Raw genomic sequence first — 22,116 nt, 5'->3', positions numbered from 1 at the left:
AATGAAACCGTTGGCAACTATGTGCAGGTTGAGGCGCTCGGCGAAGGACTCACATGCGCGCCCGGATCACCAGGGACGGTACACAATTCTCCTCGGGTCGAGGCCATCAACCAGGTCCCGAAACACATCTGGCCCCCTGCCTACGACGTCGACAGCGCGGTTCGGCACGGAGCCCGGGACGCCGAAATCACCAGCTTGACAGAGCTTTCGGCCTGGCCGGAACAGATGGTCTGATCGTCCGGAATGAACGCCCGCACCCCGGTGCCCAGCTGTGGTTCACTGACGTCGACGGGCTGCGGCTGACCGTGTTTGTCACCAACACCCGAAAGGCCAGCTCTCGGACCTGGAGCTACTGCACCGCCGCCGCGGTCAGGGACCCAATCGTGGATTTGATCTTGATGGTGTCGGGTCGGGAGTTCGTACCGTGGGCGCGGTCGAGCGTTGTTGCGGCACAACATCGGTTGTGGTGCACCAGACTGAGTGGCAATCGTGGACTTGGAGCAGTTGGACGAACTTCTACGCGGTGAGGATTCGTTGATCCCGCTCGTCATGGCACGCCGGTGTTGTGCAGAGCGTGACGGGTGCGTCTGATCAGATTCGCGCGCCTTTTTCGAGATTGCATTTGTGGCAGAGAATTTGGAGGTTTCCGACGCTTGTCGCGCCGCCTCGGCTCAGCGGTATGACGTGGTCGAACTCGAGGTAGTGGCTGTCGCCGCATTGGCAACACTTGCCGCCATCTCTTTGCCAGACTTCGGCTTTTATGTTTGGCGGTATCGAGCGGGTGTCCCGTTGCCCTGGAGCGAGTACGAGTCGCTTCGCTATCCGTAATGCCCCTTCGAGCACGGCCGCAACATATTCAGGGTCTGGGACGCTGTATGTTCCACCGCCGCGAGCCGTAGTCGCGGAGATAATGACGTTCCCGTACTCGCTGGCTATCGAGACAATTTTCGCCCATGGAAGCTCGGTACCTGCTCCTGCCCCGACGAATCGGAACTTCTTGCTGCTGCCGATAATCCTGCCGCTGTTGTGCCGCGGCCCACTGGCGGTGTATTTGATCTGTACTGCGTTGACGTCGATGTACGGTGTTTCGTCAGCTTCCAAATGAAGGTCCGATCGTTGTACACGGGGCAGCTCCCCAGTACGAACCTGGGTGAGCGATCGGCCACGGAGTATGCGTTGTCGAAGTTCGTCGACACGCGATTGGGCGACGCCCAGATCGACAGCCGATTGAAGATCAGTTACCGCTTCATGAAAGCTGTCCCAACTCGTGTTGCTCGATTTCGTCATCGGCGAAGGCAAAGGCGACCACCCGCTCCAGATAGGCGATTGCGATCGGCCGCAATGCTTCCCGACCGCTTGTTTCGTTGATCTGCTGGAAGCGGAGGGCGACCCATAGTTCGTTCCATCCGGTGCCGCGCGGACCAGAGGTGGTCGGCACCTGCCATGCCTGGGACCGCCACATACTGTCGCGACGGCGCATTCGCCGATTCACCGTGTGGACCGAGGCCGGTCTCTGGCGGCGATTACACCAGTAAGCAGCTCGGTTGGCGTAGCGGGCGCAAGCCGGGAGCGGATCTCTGGTGAGTCAGATGTCCTCGATGCGCGACAGGGGACTTATAGCCGAACATCGGTTCGCACGTGACACATCGGCGTGTTCAAGAGTTATTGCTCCTGATCGCCATAGGCCACGAGCAAACAGAGGTCAAACATCTTGTCGGGTCTGTTGCTATCGTGTAATCCGTTGGTGGTACTGTGATTTGACTGAATGTTGTGCAATTGTTGTCGCCTGAGTGTTGGTGTCGCCGTTATATCGCTATCGTGCGGCGAATTCGGATTCGACGGCATGTGAAAGCCGACCGGGTTGCCGCCGGAGCATTCTCGTAGCGTTGTCGTGCTGGTAGTAGGCGCGTTCTTGGGTGAGGGCGCCGACTGGGTGGTGTCGGCCTCAACGCTTGGTCGGTGGCGAATCGTGTTTTGTTTTGGCCGATTTCGGTGAGGAACCCGAGCTCCGGCGTGGTGGGCCAAGCCGGGAAGCGCTGCGGCTCGAAGCTCGCCGTGACTGGAGAACGCCCTCGAGCCGGGACCGCTCGTAGTCGATCCGCTCACCATTTGCGAACAGTCTGAACGGCCATGCCGTGCGCATCCGCTGGTCGGGGAGCGGGGGTGGATACGATGACCCCATACGGGTTCCCGCTAGTTGAGGTGAGGATGGCTGCGACGGGGTTGGTGATGCAGATCGTGGATCTGCTGCGTCATTCGGAGGTGGCCGAGGGCGGGCATGTGCCGGAGCAGTGGTTGGCGGACTCGCTGGGTGTGTCGCGGTCGCCGGTGCGGAAGGCGTTGGCTGCTCTCGCCGAGTACGGGTTGGTGCGGCAGGAGCCGAACCGGGGATATTTCCTGAACCGGCCGGCCGTGGATCTTCGGTATGCGGAGTTGCCTGCAGGGCAGGATGTGCAGGAGCAGGCATATTTCCGGATCGGTGAGGATTATCTGAGCGGTGGGTTCACGGGGGAGTTCACTACTGCGGAGGTGTCGCGGCGATACGGATTGACGGTTCTGCAGGCGAATCGGGTGCTGGGCAGGATGGAAGCCGAGGATTTGATCCGTCGTCGGCAGGGGCGGGGCTGGGAGTTCCAGCGGCTGCTGTCGACCACGGACGCGCACGATCAAAGTTACCGGTTCCGCATGATCGTCGAGCCTGCCGGGCTTCTCGAACCTGGATTCACGCCGGATGCCGAGGCGTTTGCTCGTCATCGTGAGCAGCAGGAGCGGCTGCTGCATGGTGATGTGGTGTTGCTGCCGAAAGATGAACTGTTTCGGATCAATTCGGGATTCCATGAGATGTTGGCCGGCTGCTCGGGGAACAGCTATCTGCTGGATTCGGTGCGGCGGGTGAATCGGGTACGGCGACTGCTGGAGTATCGCTACCAGACCGACCGCGCCCGGCTGGTCCACCAGGCCAAGGAGCATCTGATGCTGCTCGACCTGGTGGAGGCGGGGGAGTTGGAGAAGGCCGCGGATTTCCTGCGGCATCATCTGGATGCCGTTCGCGGAGTGAAGACCGGGCTGCCCAGTGCTGGTGACCGGTCAGGAGTTCAGGGCGAGAAAGGTGATGCAGACCGGTGACCCGGTCGCGACGACCTGGCCGGTGGGAGTGAGTTTCGCACCGTCGGTTCGGAATTCGACGATGGTATCGGTGCGCTCGTTGGCGGCGTAGAAACTCTTGTGGTCGGGTCCGAAGCAGGCGAAACGAGGACGGATTCCCTGGGTGGACTGCCAGCTGGCCGCCGTCAGCAGCCCGGTTTCGGGGTCTACGCGGTAGATTCCGGTCGTGTCGGGATCGGGTCCGCCCGGGGTTGCATCGCCCGCGCCGCTGCGGTTGGTGGCGTAGACGAAGGTGCCGTCGGATCCGACGAGGATCTCGCCGCCTCGTGTGTCGCCGGTGCAGGTGGGGTCGGTGCTGGGCAGGATCTGTCGTGGTTCTAGTCGCCCCTCGTCCCAGTGGTATGTGGTGACCGTGGAACGCAGCTCGTCGATGCTGTACAGGTACGGCAGGTGGGGGTGGAATGCGATGTGCCTGGGCCCGGTTGCTTCACGGGTGGCGATCGAGTTCACCCCCGTCAGCTGTCCCGTCGCGGTATCCAAGTGCGCCACGAAGATTCGATCGAGACCCTTGTCTGGAACCACCACGAATCGGCCCGACGGATCGAATACGGCTTGGTGTGGTTTCGACCCGGTCTGGTCGGTTCGGTGTGGTCCGGGGGTGCCTTGGGGTTCGAATTTGCCAGCGAGTGGTCCGAGGCTGCCGTCGGCCAGGATCGGTAGCGTGGCCACCGACCCACTGGAGTGGTTGCTGATGAGAACGAATCGGTTGTCCGGGTCCGTCACGATATGTGCTGGATTCTTGCCGCCGGTGTCCTGTTCGTTCAGGGCGCGCAGCGTTCCGTTGGCGGGATCGATCGCGTACGCGCTCACGGTGTTGCCATCGCCGTGTACCGCGTAGAGGTAACGCTGGGTGCGGTCCAGAGTCAGGAAGCTCGGATTGACCGTTTCCACGAGCTGGGTCAAGGTCCACTGACCGGTCTGCTTGTCGATCGAATAGACGCTGATGCCTTTCCCGCGTGCTTGACGTTCGACCGTCGTGCGGGATCCGACATAGGCGATCACGGTTTTGTTCTCCTGACTCTTCTCGGTGGTGGCACAAGCGTTGACGAGCATGGTGCCCGCAACTCCAGTGGCTGCCGCGATCATTGTGCGGCGAGTGAGCGGTCGCATGTATTTCCTGGTCAACGTTGTTGGGTGGTCTCGGTTACGGGTACCGTCGCTCGCGCATGGTCGTTGGTACGAAGCCGGATCAGGGTCGCCATGACGAAGGCGATGAAGACCAGCGCGCTGAGGAAGATCAGTCCACCGGTCTTGCTGTGGGTGGTGTCCTTGATCACGCCGATCGCGTACGGTCCGACGAATCCGCCGAGATTGCCGACCGAGTTGACCGCGGCCACCGCGACCGCCGCGGTCGCTCGCGTGAGGAACAGGGTGGGCACCGCCCAGAACGGCGCCTTGAAGGCATAGAGCCCGGCCAGCGCGAGGCTGATGCAGACCACGGCCAGCACCGGCGATCCGGCCAGTCCGGCGGCGAGCATCGCGACAGCGCCGACGCCGAGCGGAATATAGGTGTGGCGCTTGCGTTCTCCGGTGCGGTCGGAGCGGCGCGACCACCAGATCATCGCGACGGTGGCGACGAGGTAGGGAATCATGCCGATCAGGCCGACTTGAGTGTTGGTGAGCGTCGTGGAGAACCCTTTCACGATCTGGGGCATCCAGTAGCCGATGCCGAGCGATCCGGCTTGGTAGGCGAAGTAGATGACCGCCAGGTACAGCACCTTGGGGTTGGTCAGCGCTTTCCAGGTGCTCAGATGCGCGCGGTCGGGACTGGTGGCGTGCTCGGCTTCGAGTTCGGTGGTGAGCCACTGCTTCTGTTGCGGGGTAAGCCATTTCGCGTCCTGCGGTCGCTCGACCAGCGCCAGATAGCAGATGAATCCCAGACCCACCGCTGGCAGCGCTTCGAGCAGCAGCATCCAGCGCCAGCCGCTGATTCCGGACCAGTGCACGTGGTCGAGGATGAAGGTGCTCAGCGGTGAGGCGATGATGTAGGAGACCGGGATGGCAGCCGTGAAAAGGGCTGTGGCGGTGGCTAATTCGCGGGAGCGGAACCAGTAGGTCAGGTAGACGATGATACCGGGAAAGAACCCGGCCTCGGCCACGCCGAGCAGGAAACGCAGAACGTATAACTGAATGTCGTTCTGCGCGAAAGCCATCAGCGCGGCGACGAGTCCCCAGCTGATCAGGATTCGGGCGATCCACTTGCGGGCGCCGAATCGCGCCAAGGCCATGTTGCTCGGCACCTCGAACAGGAAGTACCCGATGAAGAACAGGCCTGCGGCCAGCCCGAAGGCGCTGCTGGACAGCTGCAGTTCCTTGTTCATCTGCAGCCCGGCATAGCCGATATTGGCGCGGTCGATGTAGTTGATGACGTAGAGCAGGAAGACGAACGGGATGATCCGCCACATGACCGTGCGGACCGTCGACGTCTCCAGCGAATCGGCGCTGATCGCCACGGTTGAACCTCAGATCTGGAACAGCTTCGCCGAGCGATTGTCTCGACGATGTGATTGAAACAATATGACGCCAGTCACCTGGTGAGTCAAGATTTCGTGACCAAATATTGTATTTTTCAGATGATTAGTACAATCTTGGTTCATGGTTTCCACGTCCCAGACCGCAGCGATCGCCGAGTTGACGGTCGGCGATCGCAGCTACCGGTACCTGCCATTGGCAGCCCTGCTCTCCGCGGAGCAGTTGGCCGAGTTGCCCTACCTCACGCGGATCCTGCTGGAGAACGTGGCACGCCGGGCGCCCGATCGGCTCGCGGCCGCGCTGGCACGCGCGCTGCGGACCGGTGACGATTGCGAGATTCCGGTGCATCCGAACCGGATCATGTTGCACGACACCACCTGTCTGCCCGCTTTGGCCGACTTCGCGGGTATGCGCGACGCGGTGGCAGAACTGGGTGGGGATCCATCCCGGGTCGGTCCGACGATCCCGGTCGATCTGACCGTCGACCATTCGGTGATCGTGGAGGAGTACGCAACCGCCTCGGCACTGGAGGCGAACCTGACGATCGACTTCCGGCGCAACCGGGAGCGGTACCAGTTCATCAAATGGGCCGAGCAGAGCCTGCCGAACTTCCGGGTCATCCCGCCCGCAACCGGCATCATCCACCAAGTCAACATGGAAGCCCTGGCCCAGGTCGTCTGGACCGACGAGCGGGTGAATCCGCCGCTGTTGCATCCGGATGTGCTTGTGGCCACCGACAGTCATACGCCGATGATCAACTCGATCGGCGTGCTCGGCTGGGGAGTGGGCGGCCTGCAAGCCCAAGCCGCGATGGTCGGCGAACCGGTCGCCATCCGGTTCCCGACCGTTGTGGGCGTGCATCTGACCGGGCAGCTGCGCAGCGGGGTCACCGCGACCGATCTGGCGCTCACTCTGACCGCATTGCTGCGCGAACACGGTGTGGTGGACAAGTTCGTGGAATTCATCGGGCCAGGAGCGGCTGAGCTGGGGTGGGCGGCGCGCGCCGCGGTGTCGAACATGGCACCCGAATACGGCGCCACCTGCGCGTTCTTTCCCTTCGACGACGAGGCCATGCGCTACCTGCAGCTCAGCGCACGCACCGAGGAACACCGTGCCGTCGTCGGTACCTACCTTCGCACCCAAGGGCTGTACCGAACCGCGACCGATCCGGTGCCGCGCTACGACGAAACACTCGCTCTGGACCTCGGTACCGTCGAACCGAGTCTGGCCGGACCCCGCATGCCGCACGAACGGGTCCCGCTCTCGCGTGTGCCCGAGTCCTTCACCGCCGCCGCCCGGCCGCAGGAGCCGGTCCCGGGCGTATTCGGCGAACCGGTCCCGCCGGGTGCTGTCGCGATCGCGTCGATCACCAGCTGCACCAACACCGCCAACCCCGCCCTGATGGTGCAAGCCGGTCTGCTCGCCCAGCGCGCCGCCGAGCGGGGCCTGACATCCAAGCCGTGGGTCAAGACCTCCCTCTCACCCGGTTCACGTGTGGTCCAGGACTATCTGGACCGGGCCGGGCTGCTGCCCGCGCTGTCGGCCACCGGGTTCGACATTGTCGGGTTCGGATGCATGACCTGCATCGGCAATTCCGGCGGGCTGCACCCGCGCCTCGCCGGACTGACCGCCGACGGCTTCGAACCCACCGCGGTCGTGTCCGGCAACCGCAACTTCGGCGGCCGCATCAACCCACAGATATCCCTGGCATACCTGGCCTCTCCACCACTGGTCATCGCCTACGCACTCACCGGCACGATCCTGCACGACTTCGACACCACACCACTGGGTTACGACCACGACGGCCGCCCGGTCTTCCTGCGCGAGCTCTGGCCCGACGACGCCGAGGTGGCCAAGGTGGTCGAGCAAGTGGTCCAGCCGGAGATGTTCCGCGCCAACGCGGAAACCCTGCGGCACGGCACCCGCCACTGGCGCGAACTCACCGGCCCCGGCGGCATCCGCTTCGCCTGGGATCCCGACTCCACCTACATCCAGCGACCGCCCTACCTGACCGGAATATCCGCCGAACCCACCGTCGGCGCCGACATCACCGCCACCCGCGTCCTGCTCCGTCTCGGCGACAATGTCACCACCGACCACATCTCTCCAGCGGGCGCCATCCCCCGGGGTAGCGCTGCCGGGCGCTACCTGCTGGAGCGAGGTGTGTCGCCGCGCGATCTGAACCAGTACTCCACCCGCCGCAGCAATCACGAAATCATGCTGCGTGGTGCGTTCACCAATCCGAACATCGCCAACCTGCTGCTCCAAGCCGATGAAACACGGCGTGGCGCATGGGCTTACACCGCCGATCGGACGCGGGTCGAGCCTGTCTTCGACGCGGCCGCGACCTATCAGCGCGCCGGTATCCCGCTGGTCATCGTGGCGGGCAAGAATTACGGCGCCGGATCCAGCCGTGACTGGGCCGCGAAAGCCCAAGCGCTACTCGGGGTTCGCGCCGTCATCGCCGAAAGCTTCGAACGCATCCACCGAACCAACCTCATCGGCATGGGTGTCCTACCCCTGCAACTCCCCGCCGGGAACACCACCCGAGACCTGGAACTAACCGGAACCGACGAACTGACCCTGACAGGACTGGATCGAATCACCGTTGGAGACAACACAATCGACCTAAGTGTCGAGCGGAAGGAAGGCCAGACCCTGCGAATCCCGCTGCGACTGCGGCTGGATACCGGCAATGAAGTCAACTACCTCCGCCACGGCGGAACCCTCCCATACGTCGTCCGGCAAATGCTGACCGGCCGGTGAACCGAGAGAAAGGCCGCTGTGTCCCCGGTAGTCGCCGCCTCGGTCATCGAGGTCCTGGAGTTGGTGGCTGGTGGTCGGGCGGCTCGCAAGTTGGGTAACGGCACGGTGGGACTGCGCAGGGCGGAGGCCACCGACACATCCGACTAGTGACCCGCCTTCTTACGATATTGTCAAATAGTTGCTGTCATCGTAAACTAGCCGAGCGTGGTCGCGCACCTGCTTCACGGCGTGAGGTTCAGGGTCGGGTCTGCGACACGTGGCAATCCCCGGCAAGGAGGCAATAACTGTGGCACCCATTGGCATCGAGCGCGTGAACTACATCGCGCTGAATGCGAGAGACCCCGAAGCGGCCGCGAGGTTTGCCACCGAGCGCCTCGGATTCACTCTTGTCCACGCTGCTTCGGACGGAAGTCATTACCTCAGCGCGCACGGCGTGGACAGGTATTCGTTGGTGTACAAGCCCAGCGATGAGTTCGGCCTGCACCACGTCAGCTACCTCGTCCACGATGAGAAGGTGCTCGACACCGCTGCGACCAGATTGCAGTCCGCCGGAGTCGGGATCACCAAGCATGCCGAGAGCGTCGAATGGGAAGGTGCCTCGTCGATCCGTTTCGACACGCCTGCTGGGCACAAGCTCGAGTTCACGACCGGAATCAGTACCCCGATCCCGGTGGCGCATCTCATCGAAGCTCCGAATTCCGGTGGTCCCGAGCCGGTGGTGGCCGATCATGTCGGATTGGGCGCGCCGGATTTCGAGGCCGAGGAGAAGTTCATGCTCGACATACTCGGCCAGCTTTACTCCAGCCGAATCCTGGACCCTAGCGGGGTGCAGGTTATGGGATTCATGCGGTCACCCGGCAGATACCTTTACCACGACGTGGTATTGGCGCGTACTCCGGTGCCGTGGCTGCATCATCTTCAATTCAGCCTGAAGAATGTCGATGCCTTCTATCAGACCGCTGCGGCGCTGGAAGCCAACGATGTCAAGATCGAGTGGGGTCCGCTGCGCCACGGACCCGGGCACAATATCGCTCTGTACTTCCGGGACCCGGAGGGTTACTGGTTTGAATATTCCGTCGAGGAGGAGATCATCCTCCACGACCAGACCTACGTTCCGCGGACGTGGACAGTCGCGGATACGAAGGTAATCAACGAGTGGAATCCCGACGACGAGGTACCTGCGGAGATCGGTCCGCCTCCGGCGGACGCCTTGCTGGGCACTTCCCTGGACGAGACATTCGGCACGGGAGCAAATAGCTGATCTGCACCGGCAGATTTGTAGTCGCACAAGGAAGTGGACAATTCATGAGCCAGACAACAGTGGGGTTCATCGGTGCCGGTAGGCTCGGATTTCCCTTGGCCGCCGCCCTCGTCGAAGCGGGATTTCCGGTCATTATCACCAATAGAGGCCGGGCGGCCGACTTGACCGCACTCGGCGCGGCCGTCCCCGGGGGCGGAACTCCTCGCGACGTGGCCGAGCGAGCCGATGTCATTGTGACCTGCTTACCTTCTGTCAAATCGTTGGATTCGGTGATTTCCGGCCCCGAAGGTGTACTCACGGCGGAGAATATTCCACCGCTCATCGAGTCCAGTACCTTTCCGGTCGCGGAAAAGGAGCGTATGCGCGCACAGTTCGTCGCGCGCGGGGTCGAGGTCCTCGACGCCCCGGTCAGCGGTACCCCACCGATGGTCGCGGCGAAGCTGGCCACCATCTACGCCAGTGGCGATCGCGAGGTTCACGATCGGTTCGCCGATGTGTTCCAGGCGATGTCGCCGAAATACACCTATGTGGGTGGGTTCGGCACCGGGACGAAGGTGAAACTTGTTGCGCAGTTTCTTGCGATGGTGCATGTAACCGCCACGGCGGAGGCGATGGTCTATGCGAAACTGGCCGGTCTCGATCTTGAACAAGTCGCTTACTTGATAGCCGGTAGCCCTGGCGCGGCATCGGGCCAATTCGCCATCCGGGCTCCGCTTATGGCGGCCGGGCAGTTCGAGGGTCGGCTGGCCACGGTAGATATGGCGGTCAAGGACCTGGAGGAGGTCGTCTCCTTCGGCGAAGAGTTGGGCGCGCCGCTGGATCTGGTTCACATTGCGCACCAGCACTATCGCCGTCTTGCTGCGGCCGGTTCAGCCGATGCCGATCCTGCCAAGCTCTTCGAAGCTCTGCTCGAGAATCGGCTGGTGCATAACGAATGAAGCTGGTTCGAGTTGCGGCGTCGGGAACGGGGTTCGTGGTTGATTCGGGTGGTGTCGCAAGCGTCGTCGAATCGACTTCGCTGGTCGGGCAGTTCGAAGGTGTTCTCGGTGACACGGTAGGGCGGTTGTTCGGAAGTGGAACCGATAGCTGGATGCCGCTAATTGCGCAGTGGCCGTCGATTCGCAGCGCGCTGACCGACACCGTTGGGAAGGTGCAGGCCGACCTCGACCAAGGTTTCAACAGGTTCGGAGCACGCCCGCTGGACGATGTGGTCCTGGATCCGCCGTTGCCGGATCCCGGATCCCGGATCTTCGCGGCGGGTGGGAACTTTCCGGCGCACGCCGCGGGGATGGCGTCGAAGACCGAGCAGGTTGCTTCCGGTGCGCAAAGCGCTCCTCCGTGGGGGTTCTTCGTCATACCGGGCACCGTGGTCGGACACGGTGCGATCGTGACGCCACCGGACGGCACCGAGAAACTAGATTACGAGGCAGAGGTCGCCGTGGTGTTGGGCGGGGGCGAGCACTCGCCGGGCAGCGATCAAATTGCCGTGTGGGGATATACCGCGTGGAATGACTTCAGCATTCGAGACGAGGCACTGGGGCTGCGGCAGATTGATCACGGACCGCTCACCTGGTCGCTGACCAAGAATTTCCGCACCGGGAATGCCTGTGGCCCCTGGCTTGTGGTCGATGAGGGCGACGTATCCGACCTGCGCATCCGGTGTCTGGTGAACGGTCGGGTTCGCCAGGATGGGAAGACCTCTCAGATGCAGAATTCTTTCGGGCGCATGGCAGGCCATATCTCACGCTATGTACCGATCGGTGGGGGAGACATCATTCTGTCGGGAACTCCTGACGGTACCGCAATGGAAGGCGGCATCAATGGGCCCTTCCTGCAAAACGGAGACGAGATCGGTGTGCTCGTCGACGGGATTTCCGAGCTGCGAAACGTAGTACGGACGCCCATCCGTCCAGCGCCCTGAAATCGAGTATCTCATCATTATCGAAGGAGCAAGGGTGAGCATAAAAGAAACCAAGGCCGTGGTGACCGCGGTGCTCGCCGCATTCGAGGCCGGCAACGCCGACGCGGCGTTGGCCATGATGACCGACGATGCGACCTGGTGGGTTGCAGGTGACCTTCCGATATCAGGCGATCATGATGCGCAGGGTATTCGGAATATGATCAACGGCCTGAGCAAGGTGACGGTGGGTTCGGTCAAGTTCGCGCCCGTCGGAATCATCGCGGAGGATAATCGCGTATCGGTCGAGGTGGAGTCCGATGCCGATCTCGAGAACGGCAAACACTACAGCAACAAATACAATTTGGTGTTCGAATTCGATGGTGGTCGCATCGCTCGGGTCCGTGAATACACCGATACTAAGAAGGCTCACGACATTCTGTTCGGGTAAGCCAGGGATTCTATATCTCTGAAGGGATTAATTCATGCGTATTTTCAATCTTTCCGGTCGGCTCAGTCTGGCCGTCGAGGGCGGTGCGGTCGATGTCGAGACTGCCAGCGCGGGCCGTTTCTCGGCCGATGTGCAGGCTGTGTACGACCGCTGGGGCGAATTCCGCAGCTGGGCTGACGCCTATCGGGGCGGTCCGGACCGTGCGGTGCACGAAGCCGAAGTCGGCCCGCCGGTCCCCAGCCCCCGCCAGGTATTCGCGATCGGTATGAACTTCGTCAGCCATGCGGCCGAAGCGGGGGTCGCCCCGCCGGCGACTCCGGTGGTGTTCACCAAGTTCCCGGCCTCGATCACCGGACCCTACGCCGAGATCGTGCTGCCGTCGGATACCGTGGATTTCGAGGTCGAACTGGTCGCGGTCATCGGAAGGCGGGCGCGGAATGTCCCGGTTACCGAGGCATGGTCCTACATCGCCGGTTTGACTGCCGGACAGGATATTTCCGACCGTGGCGTGCAGTTGGGTGGGACGCCGCCGCAGTTCAGTATGGGAAAGTCGTTCGAGGGCTTCTCGCCGATCGGGCCGGCAATGGTTACCGCCGATGAGTTCGACGATCCCGAAGACATCGAGCTCGGCTGCTGGCTCTCAGGTGAGCGGATGCAGAAGGGCCGCACGAACGATTTCATTTTCGGTATTCCCCAACTGGTCGCCTACCTTTCCGCGATCGTCCCGCTGTTGCCTGGGGATCTGATCTTCACTGGAACCCCGTCGGGAGTGGGCTGGACGCGCGAACCCCGCCGCACCATCACGCCGGAGGACGAACTCGTCACCGACATCGCGGGCATCGGCGAGATGCGGCATCGTTTCGTTCGGCAGTCGTGACCGGGGAGATCGTGGTAGCCGGGGCATCCGGCAGTTCAGGGCGTCCGCTGCTTGCAGAATTACTGCGCCAGGGTGTCGCGGTCTCGGCGATTACGCACAGTGCCGATGGCGCTGAACGGTTGAGTGCATTGGGAGCCTCCAGCGTCCGGCACGCCGATTTCGGTGACGAATCGGCGTTGCGGGGGGCGTTCGAGGGGGCGCGAGCAGTGTATGTGATTCCTCCGGTGCTGCACCCGCTGGAGGACGAGTTCGTGATCAATGCAGTGCGGGCCGCAACTGGCGCGGGAGTCGAGCGGTTCGTGTACCACTCGGTATTGCATCCGTATACTCCCGCGTTGCGCAACCATCTACGCAAGGCACGCGCCGAGGCGGCGGTCCGGGACAGTTCACTGCGGTGGACGATCCTGCAGCCCTCGATGTACGCGCAGGTGGTCCTGGCGATGCTCAATGGTGGTGGCCCGGAAGTTTCGGTTCCCTTCGACCTGGAGGCTCCGGTGTCGGTGCTCGACCTCGCGGAGCTCGCCGAGGTCGGGGCCAAGGTTCTTACCGAGGATGGACACGAATACGCCAGCTACGAGCTCGCCGGTCCGCTGACGACCATGAAGCAGATGGTTGCTGCCATAGCGGCACAGCGCGGCGTGGCATTGCGGCCGGTGCTGGTGCCGCCGACATCGGCACCGCTGCCGCCAGCGGCACTCGAGAAGCCGATGGCGGCTGCCGACATGATCTCTACCTTCGCGCACTACGACGCGCACGGGTTCCGGGGCAATCCGGCGGTCTTCCAGTATCTGCTCGGGCGTGCTCCGAACGGTTTCGCGCAGGTGGTCGACCGAGAGCTGGGAAATCGGTAAACGATTCGCATGCGCCTGTACCGGATCACCGATCTCGAAATATAGATAAATGATGGCATAAACCGGCGGCAATCCTTTTTCAGGATCGCCGCCGGTTTCATTTTTATCGCTCGGGTACGACGTCAATTGCATTCGGGCGCGGCTGATTTCGGTACTGATGACTCGGATGCTGTCCGTGGTGCACGATCCACAATGAAGACCGACGCCGCGAATCCCAGCGCCCAGAGGCAGGCGAGTGCGACGTAGCTCACGGACCGCGAGTTACCGGTCGCATCGCGCAGGGCGCCGATCAGGAACGGCGCCAGGAATTGGCCGATCGCGCCGAAACTGTTGCCCACCGCCAACGCTGCGGCGGCCGTCACTTGTGACAGTACCGATCCCGGTATCGAAGCGAGCACAGCTGAAATGCTCGAGATCGCACTGACCGCCACGATGAATACCGTCATCTGCGGCCATAGCGTGCCGGGAACCTGTGTGCCGACGATCATGGCCACCGCCGCTACGCCGAACCCGGTTAGCATCGGAGTCCTTCTGGTGTCGCGAGTGTCGCTCCATCGGGCGGACAGGACTAAGACGATTGCCCCGAACAGCGACGGTAGTGCGGTGAGCAGCCCGATCTGCAGTGCGGTTGTTTGGTCTGAAAGGTCCGCGATGATTGTCGGAAGCCAGAGCGCCAGACCCACCGACCCGCCGGTGCCGGTGAAGTAGAGGGCGGCGAGCACCCAGACGACGCGCTGGCGTGCAAGTGTCGCGAGGCTCACTCGATTCGCGCCGACTTTCATGGCTTCCTCGGCGGTGATACACGCGGTGACGGCCGCACTATCCGATGCATCCAGCCAGCGTGCCTGCTGCGGGGTATTCGCTGCGACGAGCAGCCAGACGAACGCCCATAGCAGTGGTGGCGCGCCCTCGACCACGAAGACCGCGCGCCAGCTGAGATGCCCGAGCAGGAAACCGGTCAGCGGCGCACCCAGTACCTGAGAAAGCGGCAGGACCAACAGAAACCAAGCCGCGGACCGGGCTCGCTCGGTGGACACGAAGTATTTGCTGAGAAGGTAGATCACGAGCGGTACCAGAGGCCCCTCGGCAAGTCCGAGCAGGAATCGCGCAAGGATCATCTGAGTCATGTTCTGTACCAGGCCGCCGGACATCGCGGCGAGCGCCCAGAAGACCATGCACCAGAACACGATTCGGCGCGGCCCCCAACGATGCGCCGCCCAAACGGCTGGCACCTGCAGCAGCATATATCCGAGAAATGTCACCCCCTGGGCGAGTCCGGCGGCCGTGCCGGACATCGGAATGTCCTGGGCGACATGCGGAAACAGCAGAGCGGTATTAATTCGATCGATGTAGTGCAACCCATAAGTCACGAAGACGGTCGGGATGAGGATCGTCCAACGCCTGCGTGGCAGCGGCCCGAGGGCGTGGGGCACAACGGAATTCATTGTTTTCCTAGGAGTGTTGAGTTCTCAGTCGAGCAGCTCGGACGGCACGCGTGGAGCTGAATAACTGGCGGCGATGGTCGGCTTGCGACCGGGCCGGTCGGAATCCTTGGCTGAGGTCGACAATCGCCTGGATTTCGTTATTGCTGCGCATAGTTTCGCCGATGTCGGCGCGGTGACTCTGCCGTCATAGGGCAGCGGATAAGGCGACGCCGTTTCTTTCTTTAATTCGCTATTCGCGCATGGCGAATTGTGCCCAGGAAATCGGGCGATGTCACGGTGTCCTCGGGCGGCGCAGCAACTTCCATAGATTACTAGTAAGGCAAATTTTTGACAAGACCGTCAGTCCGCGTTGGTGCGCCTTTGGCCTGCGGTGGAAGGTCGGCGGTTGGCCTGTGCGGCGACCAGCGGCCGGATGCGGTAGTCGAGAAGTTCGCGCATCACGAGGGCGGTGCTGGTGCGCTTGACGCCTTTGATGTCGAGAATCCGCCCCGCTACTCGGTAGAGGTCATCGGCGTCGCGGGCGACCACGTGGACGAGCAGATCGGCGACACCGCTGAGTCCGTGCACCTCGAGGATTTCGGGGATTTCGGCCAGCGCGGCCGAGACGGCGGCGAGCTTGCGCTGGGTGACATTGGTAAGCACGAACGCTTGCAAGGGGTATCCGAGTGCCGACGGATTGACGCGCCGCTCGAACGACTCCAGCGCGCCCGCCGATTCTAGTTTGCTCAGCCGCGCCTGCACCGTATTGCGCGACAGCCCGGTCTCCTCGGCCAGCGCCAGCGCGGTCGCCCGCGGAGCGCGGATCAGTGCCAGCAGGATCCTCGCGTCGATCTGGTCGATCGTGTGCGTGCTGGGCATTGTGGTAACCCCGCTCTCGTCATGGCAGCGCTGCGCGTGCATTCTGATCAATCTTGAATCCAAGTATTGCGCAAAAGAGCTCCGATTGCTGCACTTGTTCGCAGTTCTGCACAAACAGGACGGTCTTCGGAGGGCGATCTGCCCCTACTCCCGGCTTCCACCGACTCGGGCGCACAACGCCTGAGCGTCAGACCGGATCTCTACCAGAGTGTGACCCCGAACCGAGAGCCCGTTTGCGCATGGCCGCAACGATTTACCTGCGAGGAGAACTCCCATGAACGCCCCGGCCATCGATCCTGAAGCCGCGACCTTCGGCCCGCCGCCCACCGAAGCGCTCGAGGAGATTCAGCAGCGAGTGCTGTGGCTGTCCACGGCGATGATCCACCATGCCAATCGGGTTCGCCCCAATCCGAGCGGGCTCAAGGTCGGGGGACATCAGGCGTCGTGCGCGTCGATGGTGTCGATCATGACCGCATTGTGGTTCGAGCAGTTGCAGCCGGGCGACCGCGTGTCGGTCAAGCCGCACGCGTCCCCGGTCCTGCACGGCATCAACTATCTGTTGGGCGAACTCGACGAGTCGTACATGACCACGCTGCGCGAGTTCGGCGGACTGCAGTCGTACCCGAGCCGGGCAAAGGATCCCGACACCGTGGACTACTCGACCGGATCGGTTGGCATCGGGGCCACCGCGCCCATTTGGGGAGCGATGGCGCGCCGCTACGTCAACACCATCGGCGGTGGTGCTGGTACCGGTCGCCAGTACTCCCTGGTGGGTGATGCCGAACTCGACGAAGGTGCGGTGTGGGAGGCCATCCTCGATCCTGGCATCGTCGATTTGGGCGAGGTGGTGTGGATCGTCGATCTCAATCGGCAATCCCTGGACCGTGTCGTGCCCAATATCGCCGCTGGCAGGCTCGAGAAGATGTTCGACGCCGCTGGGTGGCAGGTGATCACCGTCAAATTCGGGCAGCTGCTCGAGTCGCTGTTCACTCGACCGGGTGGGGCAGCGTTGCGTGCTCGCATCCTCGACATGCCGAACCCGGAATACCAGCGGTTGTTGCGCTGCGGCGCCGACGAGTTACGCACGAGGCTGCCTGGCGCCGGTGCGGGAAGCGCGGAGATCGCGACGCTGATCGCCGGACTCGACGACCACACCTTGGCCGCGGCGATACGAAACCTGGGCGGTCACGATCTCGCGGCATTGTCGGCGGCCTACCGGCAGATCGATGACACCCGGCCCACCGTCATCATCGCCTACACCATCAAGGGATACGGGCTGCCCACCCAGGGCCACCCCCAGAATCACTCGTCGCTGCTGAGCGTGGAGGAATACCGGGGCCTGGCAACGGAATTGGGCATGGACCCCGACCGGCCATGGCAGCGGTTCGGCGCCGACGCCGACGCCGGGCGTGTGTGCGCGGCGGCCGCGGCTCGGCTGCATCGTGATCCGATCAGCGCGGCACAGCCGCCGGTGATTCCGTGCGACTTCGGCCGCACCCCCAAGGGCAGCGCGACCACCCAGTCGGCGCTCGGTCGGGTGCTGCTGGACCTGACCCGCGCGGCACCCGACGCGGCGAAACGTGTTGTCACAGTGAGCCCGGATGTGAGTTCGACGACCAACCTCGCCGGGTGGGTGAACAAGGTCGGGGTGTGGTCCTCGGCCGAACGGCACGACTGGTTCGCCGACGATGCCGAGACCATCCTGCACTGGCGGGAGAAGCCCACCGGCCAGCACATGGAGCTGGGCATCGCCGAAACGAACCTCGTCGGCCTCATCGGTGAACTCGGCGCCACCTGGAGTCGGTGGGGACAGCCCCTGTTCCCGATCGGAGTCCTCTACGACCCCTTCGTCGAACGCGCTCTCGAACCGTGGTCGTACGGCATCTATGCCGGGGGGCAATCCATCCTGGTCGGCACTCCATCCGGGGTCACCTTGGCCGCCGAGGGCGGTGCGCACCAATCCATCAAGACACCCTCGATCGGCCTCGAACAACCGGGCTGTATCAGCTACGAACCCGCGTTCTCCATCGATGTCGAATGGAGCCTGCTCGCTTGCCTGAACCGGCTCGGCCGACCCGACGGCAGCTCCGCCTACCTGCGGCTGTCGACGCGACCCGTCGATCAGACGCTGGCGGCCGTCCCGATCGACCCCGCGGCACGTGAACGCCGCCGCCGCCAGGTCGTCGCCGGGGGGTATCCGCTGATCCATCGCGACGACGCCAAAGTGACCATCGCCGCGATGGGCGCGATGATGACCGAAGCCCTTGCCGCCGCCGAAAGGCTCACCGCCTCTGGCGTGCCCGCCGACGTCCTCTGTATCACCAGCCCCGGACTGCTGTTCCAGGCAATCCAGGCACGCCAGGGCCGAGGCACCGGCGAGACCTGGATTCTGGATCAGCTCTTTCCCGCCGATCGCGCCACCCCACTGGTCACTGTCCTCGACGGCCACCCGCACACGCTGGCGTTCCTGCCCGGAATCAATCGGGTGCGCCACACCGCATTGGGTGTCACACGGTTCGGGCAGGTCGGCTCCCTCGATGACGTGTACCGATACCACGGCATCGACACCGACAGCATCGTCAGCGCTGCCCTCGACCTGCTCTGATCAGAACCACGAAAGCAAGGACCAATCGATGACGCTCGACCCCGCGATATACGACGTTCCGATGCCCAGCCTCGGGGACCATGTCGATGAAGCGACAATCAGTCGGTGGCTCGTGCAGCCCGGTGAACACGTAGCCGAAGGTGCGGCGCTGCTCGAGGTCGCCACCGACAAGGTCGACACCGAGATCGCGGCGCCTGTCTCTGGAACTCTCGTGGAGATGCTGGCAGAGGAAGGCGACGTCGTCGCGGTCGGTACGTCGCTCGCGCGCGTTACCGTGGCATCCGCAGCTATTCCGGTAGCCGCGGTGCCTGTTGCTCCGGCCGCTTCGATAGCGGCTCCACCTGCCTCGGCGGCATCACTCGCTCCGTTGGCGCCACCTGCTCCGGCAGCACCACCCGCGCTGGGGGCACCGCTGGTTGCGTCTGCGGCACCGGCCATCGCACCGGAACCGCGCGCCGCGGCACCTGTTGCGGCTGCGGCACACGACGCAACGCGGCCCGTCCAGACCGAACAGGCTGCCGATGGCACGCTGTCGCGTACCGAAAAGTTGCCGAAGATCCGCCGTACGATCGCGGCTCGAATGGTCGAATCATTGCATGTTTCAGCGCAATTGACGACGGTCTTGGAAGTCGATGTCACCGAGATCGCCCGCCTGCGCACGGCACACAAGGACGAGTTCCTCCGCCGTACGGGCTGCAAGCTGTCGTTCCTGCCGTTCTTCGCCAAGGCCACGATCGAGGCGCTTGCCGGTCATCCCACCCTCAACGCCTCGCTGAACGCCGATGCCACCGAGGCCACCTACTACCGGTCGTGCCATCTCGGAATCGCCGTCGACAGCGACAAAGGTCTCATGGTTCCGGTGATCCGCGACGCTCACCGCCTCGGCATAGCGGCGCTCGCCGTCGCCATCGCGGACTGCGCCGACCGCGTACGGACCGGCAAGGTCGCGCCCGGCGAGTTATCGGGCGGTACCTTCACGCTCACCAATACCGGCAGCCGCGGCGCCCTCTTCGACACCCCGATCATCAACCAGCCGCAAACCGGCATCCTCGGGACCGGTGCCGTTGTCGATCGGGTCGTTCCGGTGCCGGACCAGTACGGCGAATTGGGCATCAGCGTCCGGTCGATGGCCTACTTGTCGATCACCTACGACCACCGTCTCGTCGACGGTGCCGACGCGGCGCGATTCCTCACCGTGGTCAAGCGGCGTCTCGAAAGTGGTTTCACACCAGCGGATCTAGCCTGACAGGGCTGAGATCGATCGAGGTGCGTGCGTGCGCCCGCGGACCATGGCCGGTCTCGGTGTGGACGGGATTCGTGCGAACGCGGTAGTGCGTGCTCCTCGGCCCGTGGGGCGCGTGGTCTTGACATGTGAGTAACGTTTGATTTAAATATTCGACATAGTAGTAAGTGACTGCGGAAGTTCGGACGCACCTCAAATCGCGACGAAGGCGGGATGGATAGGTTGGTATCGGAATGATTCTCGTGCTGGGTGCGTCCGGATACACCGGCCTGACCGTCATCCGGGAGCTGGTGGGCAGGGGCGAGCAGGTTCGTGCGTTCATCCGAGATCCCGCCAAAACCGGCAGTGTCCTGTCGGCTGGCGCTTCCGATGTGATTGTCGGTGATTTGCGCGATCTCGATTTGGTCGGCCGCGCTGTGCGTGGTGTGCGTGGCGTGTTCTTCATCGGCCCCCGATTCCTGCCAGAAGAGGCAGAGCTCGGAAAGGCGGTCATCGACATCCTTGTTCGCGCCGGAGTCGCTCGCTTCGTGTATTCCGGTGTCTATCACCCGACTATCCAGATGCTGCACAATCATCAAGCGAAGATGCATATCGAGGATCGCTTGTACAAGACTGGTCTCGAGTTCACTGTGCTGCAGCCAGCCCGCTTCATGCACGGCCCCATTCTATCGAGCCGGGAACGCATTCTGCGGGACGGAGTACTGGCCGATGCGTTCGCAGTAGGGGTGAAGATGGCTTACGTGGACTACCGGGACGTGGCCGAAGTCGCCGCCCTGGCTTTCACCAGCCAGCGGCTGGTCAACGGGGTATTCGAGCTATCGGCACCGGGAGAATTCACGCTGCACGAAGTTGCTTCGACCATCGGGAATGCCATCGGGCGCGATCTCCGTGCCGAGCAGACTCCGATGAGCGAGTACGCCCCTGCCGCAGGCCTTTTGAACCACCCATTCTCCGCCGAAGGATTTCTACGGCTGCGCGCTTACTACAACGCATATGGCTTCCGGGGCGGGAACTCCGTGGTCTTGGAAACGATTTTGGGTCGTTCACCGCGAGACTTCGGCACCTGTGCACGGGATCTCCTCGCCGTCGGGGCCGATGACGTATCGCGGGTGTCGTAATCGCTATTGGCACAGCACTATTCGTATGCAGTCGGCCGACCGGTAGGCCAAAAAGGAGCGGAATGTGAAAATCGTTGGCTTGGAAGAACACTTCGTGGTTCCCGAAGTGTTGGACGCGTGGCGCGCGCTCGATGTCCCGTGGCGGGATGATCCGGCGTTGCGGGTAGCGGCGCAGGAGACGTACTCGTGTCGCCTGGTCGATTTGGACCGTACGCGCTTGGCGGCAATGGATGCCACCGGACTCGATGTTCAGGTGCTGTCCCTTTCGCCGCCTGGCCTGCAGATTTTGGAACGAGCCGACGCGGTGGCGTTGCAACGCGTCACCAATGACCAATTGTCCGAGGCGGTCCGCGCGCACCCCGAGCGGCTGCAAGGGTTGGCGGCGCTGGCCACGCAGGACCCGGCCCGAGCGGTCGACGAGTTGGAGCGCGCGATAACGAAGTTGGGGCTCAACGGTGCGATGTTGCTCGGCCGTACCCGTGAAAACAGCCTCGTGGACACCGATTGCTGGCCGATCTTCGAAGCGGCGGAGGCTCTGAATGCTCCGCTCTATCTGCACCCGCAGACGCCGCCGGCGGCGGTGCGTGATGCCTACTATCGGGTTGACGATCCGATGGTGAGTTCGGGGTTGGCGCTGTTCGGGATCGGCTGGCACTACGACACCGGTGTGCAGGTGCTGCGCCTGATCCTCAGCGGCGTCTTCGACCGCTTCCCGAACCTTCAGCTCATTGTCGGTCATTGGGGGGAGGTGGTGTTGTTCTATCTGGAGCGGATCGAGAACCTCGGCGTCCTCGCCAAGTTGGAACGCCCGCTGATCGAGTATTTCCGTAACAACGTATTCATCACGCCCGGAGGCATGTACAGCCAACGCTATCTGCGCTGGACGATTGAGACCGTGGGGGTCGAACGGGTGCTGTTCGCCACCGACTATCCGTATGTGCCGGACCCGCCGGGCGGGGCGCGTGGCTTCCTGGAAGGTGCGGAATTGAGCGAGGCGGACCGGGAGAAGATCGCGTCCGGCAGTTGGGACCAACTCTGCGCCCGGATCCAGCGAACCGCGCCACGGCGGATATCGCTCACATAGCGCAGCTGACCGCTATCCCAAAG

19 protein-coding genes and 1 pseudogene are annotated in these 22,116 nt (G+C 63.1%); 14 read left to right on the top strand and 6 right to left on the bottom strand.

Features of this window, described 5'->3' with window-relative positions:
- Nucleotides 1–96: 96 nt before the first annotated feature.
- Nucleotides 97–385, top strand: a pseudogene (locus NP3_RS50965) (IS1380 family transposase); the annotation flags it as partial.
- A 206-nt stretch (nt 386–591) separates the two neighbouring features.
- Here the strand turns inward: NP3_RS50965 and NP3_RS47380 are convergent.
- Together NP3_RS47380 and NP3_RS40720 are read right to left on the bottom strand one after the other, a co-directional pair.
- Entirely contained in the window at nt 592–1,287 is a 696-nt protein-coding gene (locus NP3_RS47380) for an HNH endonuclease (protein WP_084509596.1), read from the bottom strand.
- Nucleotides 1,247–1,480 (bottom strand): hypothetical protein, encoded by a 234-nt coding sequence (locus tag NP3_RS40720; protein ID WP_063047034.1) that lies wholly within the window; start codon nt 1,478–1,480, stop codon nt 1,247–1,249. Before NP3_RS40720 ends, NP3_RS47380 begins: the two co-directional genes overlap by 41 nt.
- 650 nt (nt 1,481–2,130) lie before the next feature.
- On the opposite strand from NP3_RS40720, the gene NP3_RS40715 reads away from it, so the two are divergent.
- Nucleotides 2,131–3,126, top strand: a complete 996-nt coding sequence (locus NP3_RS40715; protein ID WP_307680477.1) for a GntR family transcriptional regulator — start codon at nt 2,131–2,133, stop codon at nt 3,124–3,126.
- Here NP3_RS40715 and NP3_RS40710 read toward each other — a convergent pair.
- Both NP3_RS40710 and NP3_RS40705 read right to left on the bottom strand, forming a co-directional pair.
- The gene (locus NP3_RS40710) at nt 3,088–4,275 is read right to left on the bottom strand and encodes a lactonase family protein (RefSeq protein WP_084509595.1); all 1,188 of its coding nucleotides are present in this window, start codon (nt 4,273–4,275) and stop codon (nt 3,088–3,090) included. The genes NP3_RS40715 and NP3_RS40710 overlap by 39 nt on opposite strands.
- A gap of 11 nt (nt 4,276–4,286) precedes the next feature.
- Nucleotides 4,287–5,618 (bottom strand): MFS transporter, encoded by a 1,332-nt coding sequence (locus NP3_RS40705; RefSeq protein ID WP_218025032.1) that lies wholly within the window; start codon nt 5,616–5,618, stop codon nt 4,287–4,289.
- A gap of 142 nt (nt 5,619–5,760) precedes the next feature.
- On the opposite strand from NP3_RS40705, the gene acnA reads away from it, so the two are divergent.
- The 8 genes from acnA (at nt 5,761) to NP3_RS40670 (ending at nt 13,740) form a co-directional block, all read left to right on the top strand.
- Nucleotides 5,761–8,403 (top strand): aconitate hydratase AcnA, encoded by a 2,643-nt coding sequence (acnA, locus tag NP3_RS40700; protein WP_063047033.1) that lies wholly within the window; start codon nt 5,761–5,763, stop codon nt 8,401–8,403.
- Nucleotides 8,404–8,421: 18 nt separating this feature from the next.
- The gene (locus NP3_RS51255; protein WP_281197669.1) at nt 8,422–8,550 is read left to right on the top strand and encodes a hypothetical protein; all 129 of its coding nucleotides are present in this window, start codon (nt 8,422–8,424) and stop codon (nt 8,548–8,550) included.
- Between the two features lie 139 nt (nt 8,551–8,689).
- Nucleotides 8,690–9,664 (top strand): VOC family protein, encoded by a 975-nt coding sequence (locus NP3_RS40695; RefSeq protein ID WP_063047032.1) that lies wholly within the window; start codon nt 8,690–8,692, stop codon nt 9,662–9,664.
- Between the two features lie 44 nt (nt 9,665–9,708).
- The gene (locus tag NP3_RS40690) at nt 9,709–10,602 is read left to right on the top strand and encodes an NAD(P)-dependent oxidoreductase (protein WP_063047031.1); all 894 of its coding nucleotides are present in this window, start codon (nt 9,709–9,711) and stop codon (nt 10,600–10,602) included.
- The gene (locus NP3_RS50960; RefSeq protein WP_063047030.1) at nt 10,599–11,585 is read left to right on the top strand and encodes a fumarylacetoacetate hydrolase family protein; all 987 of its coding nucleotides are present in this window, start codon (nt 10,599–10,601) and stop codon (nt 11,583–11,585) included. Before NP3_RS40690 ends, NP3_RS50960 begins: the two co-directional genes overlap by 4 nt.
- Nucleotides 11,586–11,646: 61 nt before the next feature.
- Complete coding sequence (locus NP3_RS40680) at nt 11,647–12,012, top strand: nuclear transport factor 2 family protein (protein WP_169814670.1); 366 nt, start codon at nt 11,647–11,649, stop codon at nt 12,010–12,012.
- 34 nt (nt 12,013–12,046) lie between these two features.
- Nucleotides 12,047–12,889, top strand: coding sequence for a fumarylacetoacetate hydrolase family protein (locus NP3_RS40675; protein ID WP_063047028.1), 843 nt, complete (start codon nt 12,047–12,049; stop codon nt 12,887–12,889).
- Entirely contained in the window at nt 12,886–13,740 is an 855-nt protein-coding gene (locus NP3_RS40670; protein ID WP_063047027.1) for an SDR family oxidoreductase, read from the top strand. Before NP3_RS40675 ends, NP3_RS40670 begins: the two co-directional genes overlap by 4 nt.
- Before the next feature lie 122 nt (nt 13,741–13,862).
- Here the strand turns inward: NP3_RS40670 and NP3_RS40665 are convergent, their stop codons facing one another.
- Complete coding sequence (locus NP3_RS40665) at nt 13,863–15,185, bottom strand: MFS transporter (protein ID WP_063047026.1); 1,323 nt, start codon at nt 15,183–15,185, stop codon at nt 13,863–13,865.
- A 339-nt stretch (nt 15,186–15,524) separates the two neighbouring features.
- The gene (locus NP3_RS40660; protein ID WP_063047025.1) at nt 15,525–16,043 is read right to left on the bottom strand and encodes an Lrp/AsnC family transcriptional regulator; all 519 of its coding nucleotides are present in this window, start codon (nt 16,041–16,043) and stop codon (nt 15,525–15,527) included.
- A 274-nt stretch (nt 16,044–16,317) separates the two neighbouring features.
- Between NP3_RS40660 and NP3_RS40655 the strand changes: the two genes are divergently transcribed.
- From NP3_RS40655 to NP3_RS40640, 4 genes are all read left to right on the top strand, one after another.
- The gene (locus NP3_RS40655) at nt 16,318–18,648 is read left to right on the top strand and encodes a thiamine pyrophosphate-binding protein (RefSeq protein ID WP_063047024.1); all 2,331 of its coding nucleotides are present in this window, start codon (nt 16,318–16,320) and stop codon (nt 18,646–18,648) included.
- 28 nt (nt 18,649–18,676) lie between these two features.
- Entirely contained in the window at nt 18,677–19,894 is a 1,218-nt protein-coding gene (locus NP3_RS40650; protein ID WP_063047023.1) for a 2-oxo acid dehydrogenase subunit E2, read from the top strand.
- Between the two features lie 230 nt (nt 19,895–20,124).
- Nucleotides 20,125–21,009: an SDR family oxidoreductase gene (locus tag NP3_RS40645; protein ID WP_063047022.1), complete on the top strand. Its 885-nt coding sequence runs from the start codon at nt 20,125–20,127 to the stop codon at nt 21,007–21,009.
- Nucleotides 21,010–21,235: 226 nt separating this feature from the next.
- Complete coding sequence (locus tag NP3_RS40640) at nt 21,236–22,093, top strand: amidohydrolase family protein (protein ID WP_245721311.1); 858 nt, start codon at nt 21,236–21,238, stop codon at nt 22,091–22,093.
- The last annotated feature ends 23 nt before the right edge of the window (nt 22,094–22,116 follow it).

Origin of the sequence: Nocardia pseudovaccinii NBRC 100343 (genome assembly GCF_001613225.1) — a bacterium.
GTDB classification, from domain to species: domain Bacteria; phylum Actinomycetota; class Actinomycetes; order Mycobacteriales; family Mycobacteriaceae; genus Nocardia; species Nocardia pseudovaccinii.
The sequence above is the reverse complement of the archived record's forward strand: the minus strand, read 5'-3'. Positions and strand labels throughout refer to the sequence as shown.

Bases quoted from the DNA above. Each gene is read 5' to 3' on its own strand.
- NP3_RS47380 (WP_084509596.1), bottom strand. From the start codon at position 1,287: ATGACGAAATCGAGCAACACGAGTTGGGACAGCTTTCATGAAGCGGTA.
- NP3_RS40720 (WP_063047034.1), bottom strand. From the start codon at position 1,480: ATGCGCCGTCGCGACAGTATGTGGCGGTCCCAGGCATGGCAGGTGCCG.
- NP3_RS40715 (WP_307680477.1), top strand. From the start codon at position 2,131: ATGCCGTGCGCATCCGCTGGTCGGGGAGCGGGGGTGGATACGATGACC.
- NP3_RS40710 (WP_084509595.1), bottom strand. From the start codon at position 4,275: ATGCGACCGCTCACTCGCCGCACAATGATCGCGGCAGCCACTGGAGTT.
- acnA (WP_063047033.1), top strand. From the start codon at position 5,761: ATGGTTTCCACGTCCCAGACCGCAGCGATCGCCGAGTTGACGGTCGGC.
- NP3_RS40690 (WP_063047031.1), top strand. From the start codon at position 9,709: ATGAGCCAGACAACAGTGGGGTTCATCGGTGCCGGTAGGCTCGGATTT.
- NP3_RS50960 (WP_063047030.1), top strand. From the start codon at position 10,599: ATGAAGCTGGTTCGAGTTGCGGCGTCGGGAACGGGGTTCGTGGTTGAT.
- NP3_RS40675 (WP_063047028.1), top strand. From the start codon at position 12,047: ATGCGTATTTTCAATCTTTCCGGTCGGCTCAGTCTGGCCGTCGAGGGC.
- NP3_RS40665 (WP_063047026.1), bottom strand. From the start codon at position 15,185: ATGAATTCCGTTGTGCCCCACGCCCTCGGGCCGCTGCCACGCAGGCGT.
- NP3_RS40660 (WP_063047025.1), bottom strand. From the start codon at position 16,043: ATGCCCAGCACGCACACGATCGACCAGATCGACGCGAGGATCCTGCTG.
- NP3_RS40655 (WP_063047024.1), top strand. From the start codon at position 16,318: ATGAACGCCCCGGCCATCGATCCTGAAGCCGCGACCTTCGGCCCGCCG.
- NP3_RS40650 (WP_063047023.1), top strand. From the start codon at position 18,677: ATGACGCTCGACCCCGCGATATACGACGTTCCGATGCCCAGCCTCGGG.
- NP3_RS40645 (WP_063047022.1), top strand. From the start codon at position 20,125: ATGATTCTCGTGCTGGGTGCGTCCGGATACACCGGCCTGACCGTCATC.
- NP3_RS40640 (WP_245721311.1), top strand. From the start codon at position 21,236: ATGGATGCCACCGGACTCGATGTTCAGGTGCTGTCCCTTTCGCCGCCT.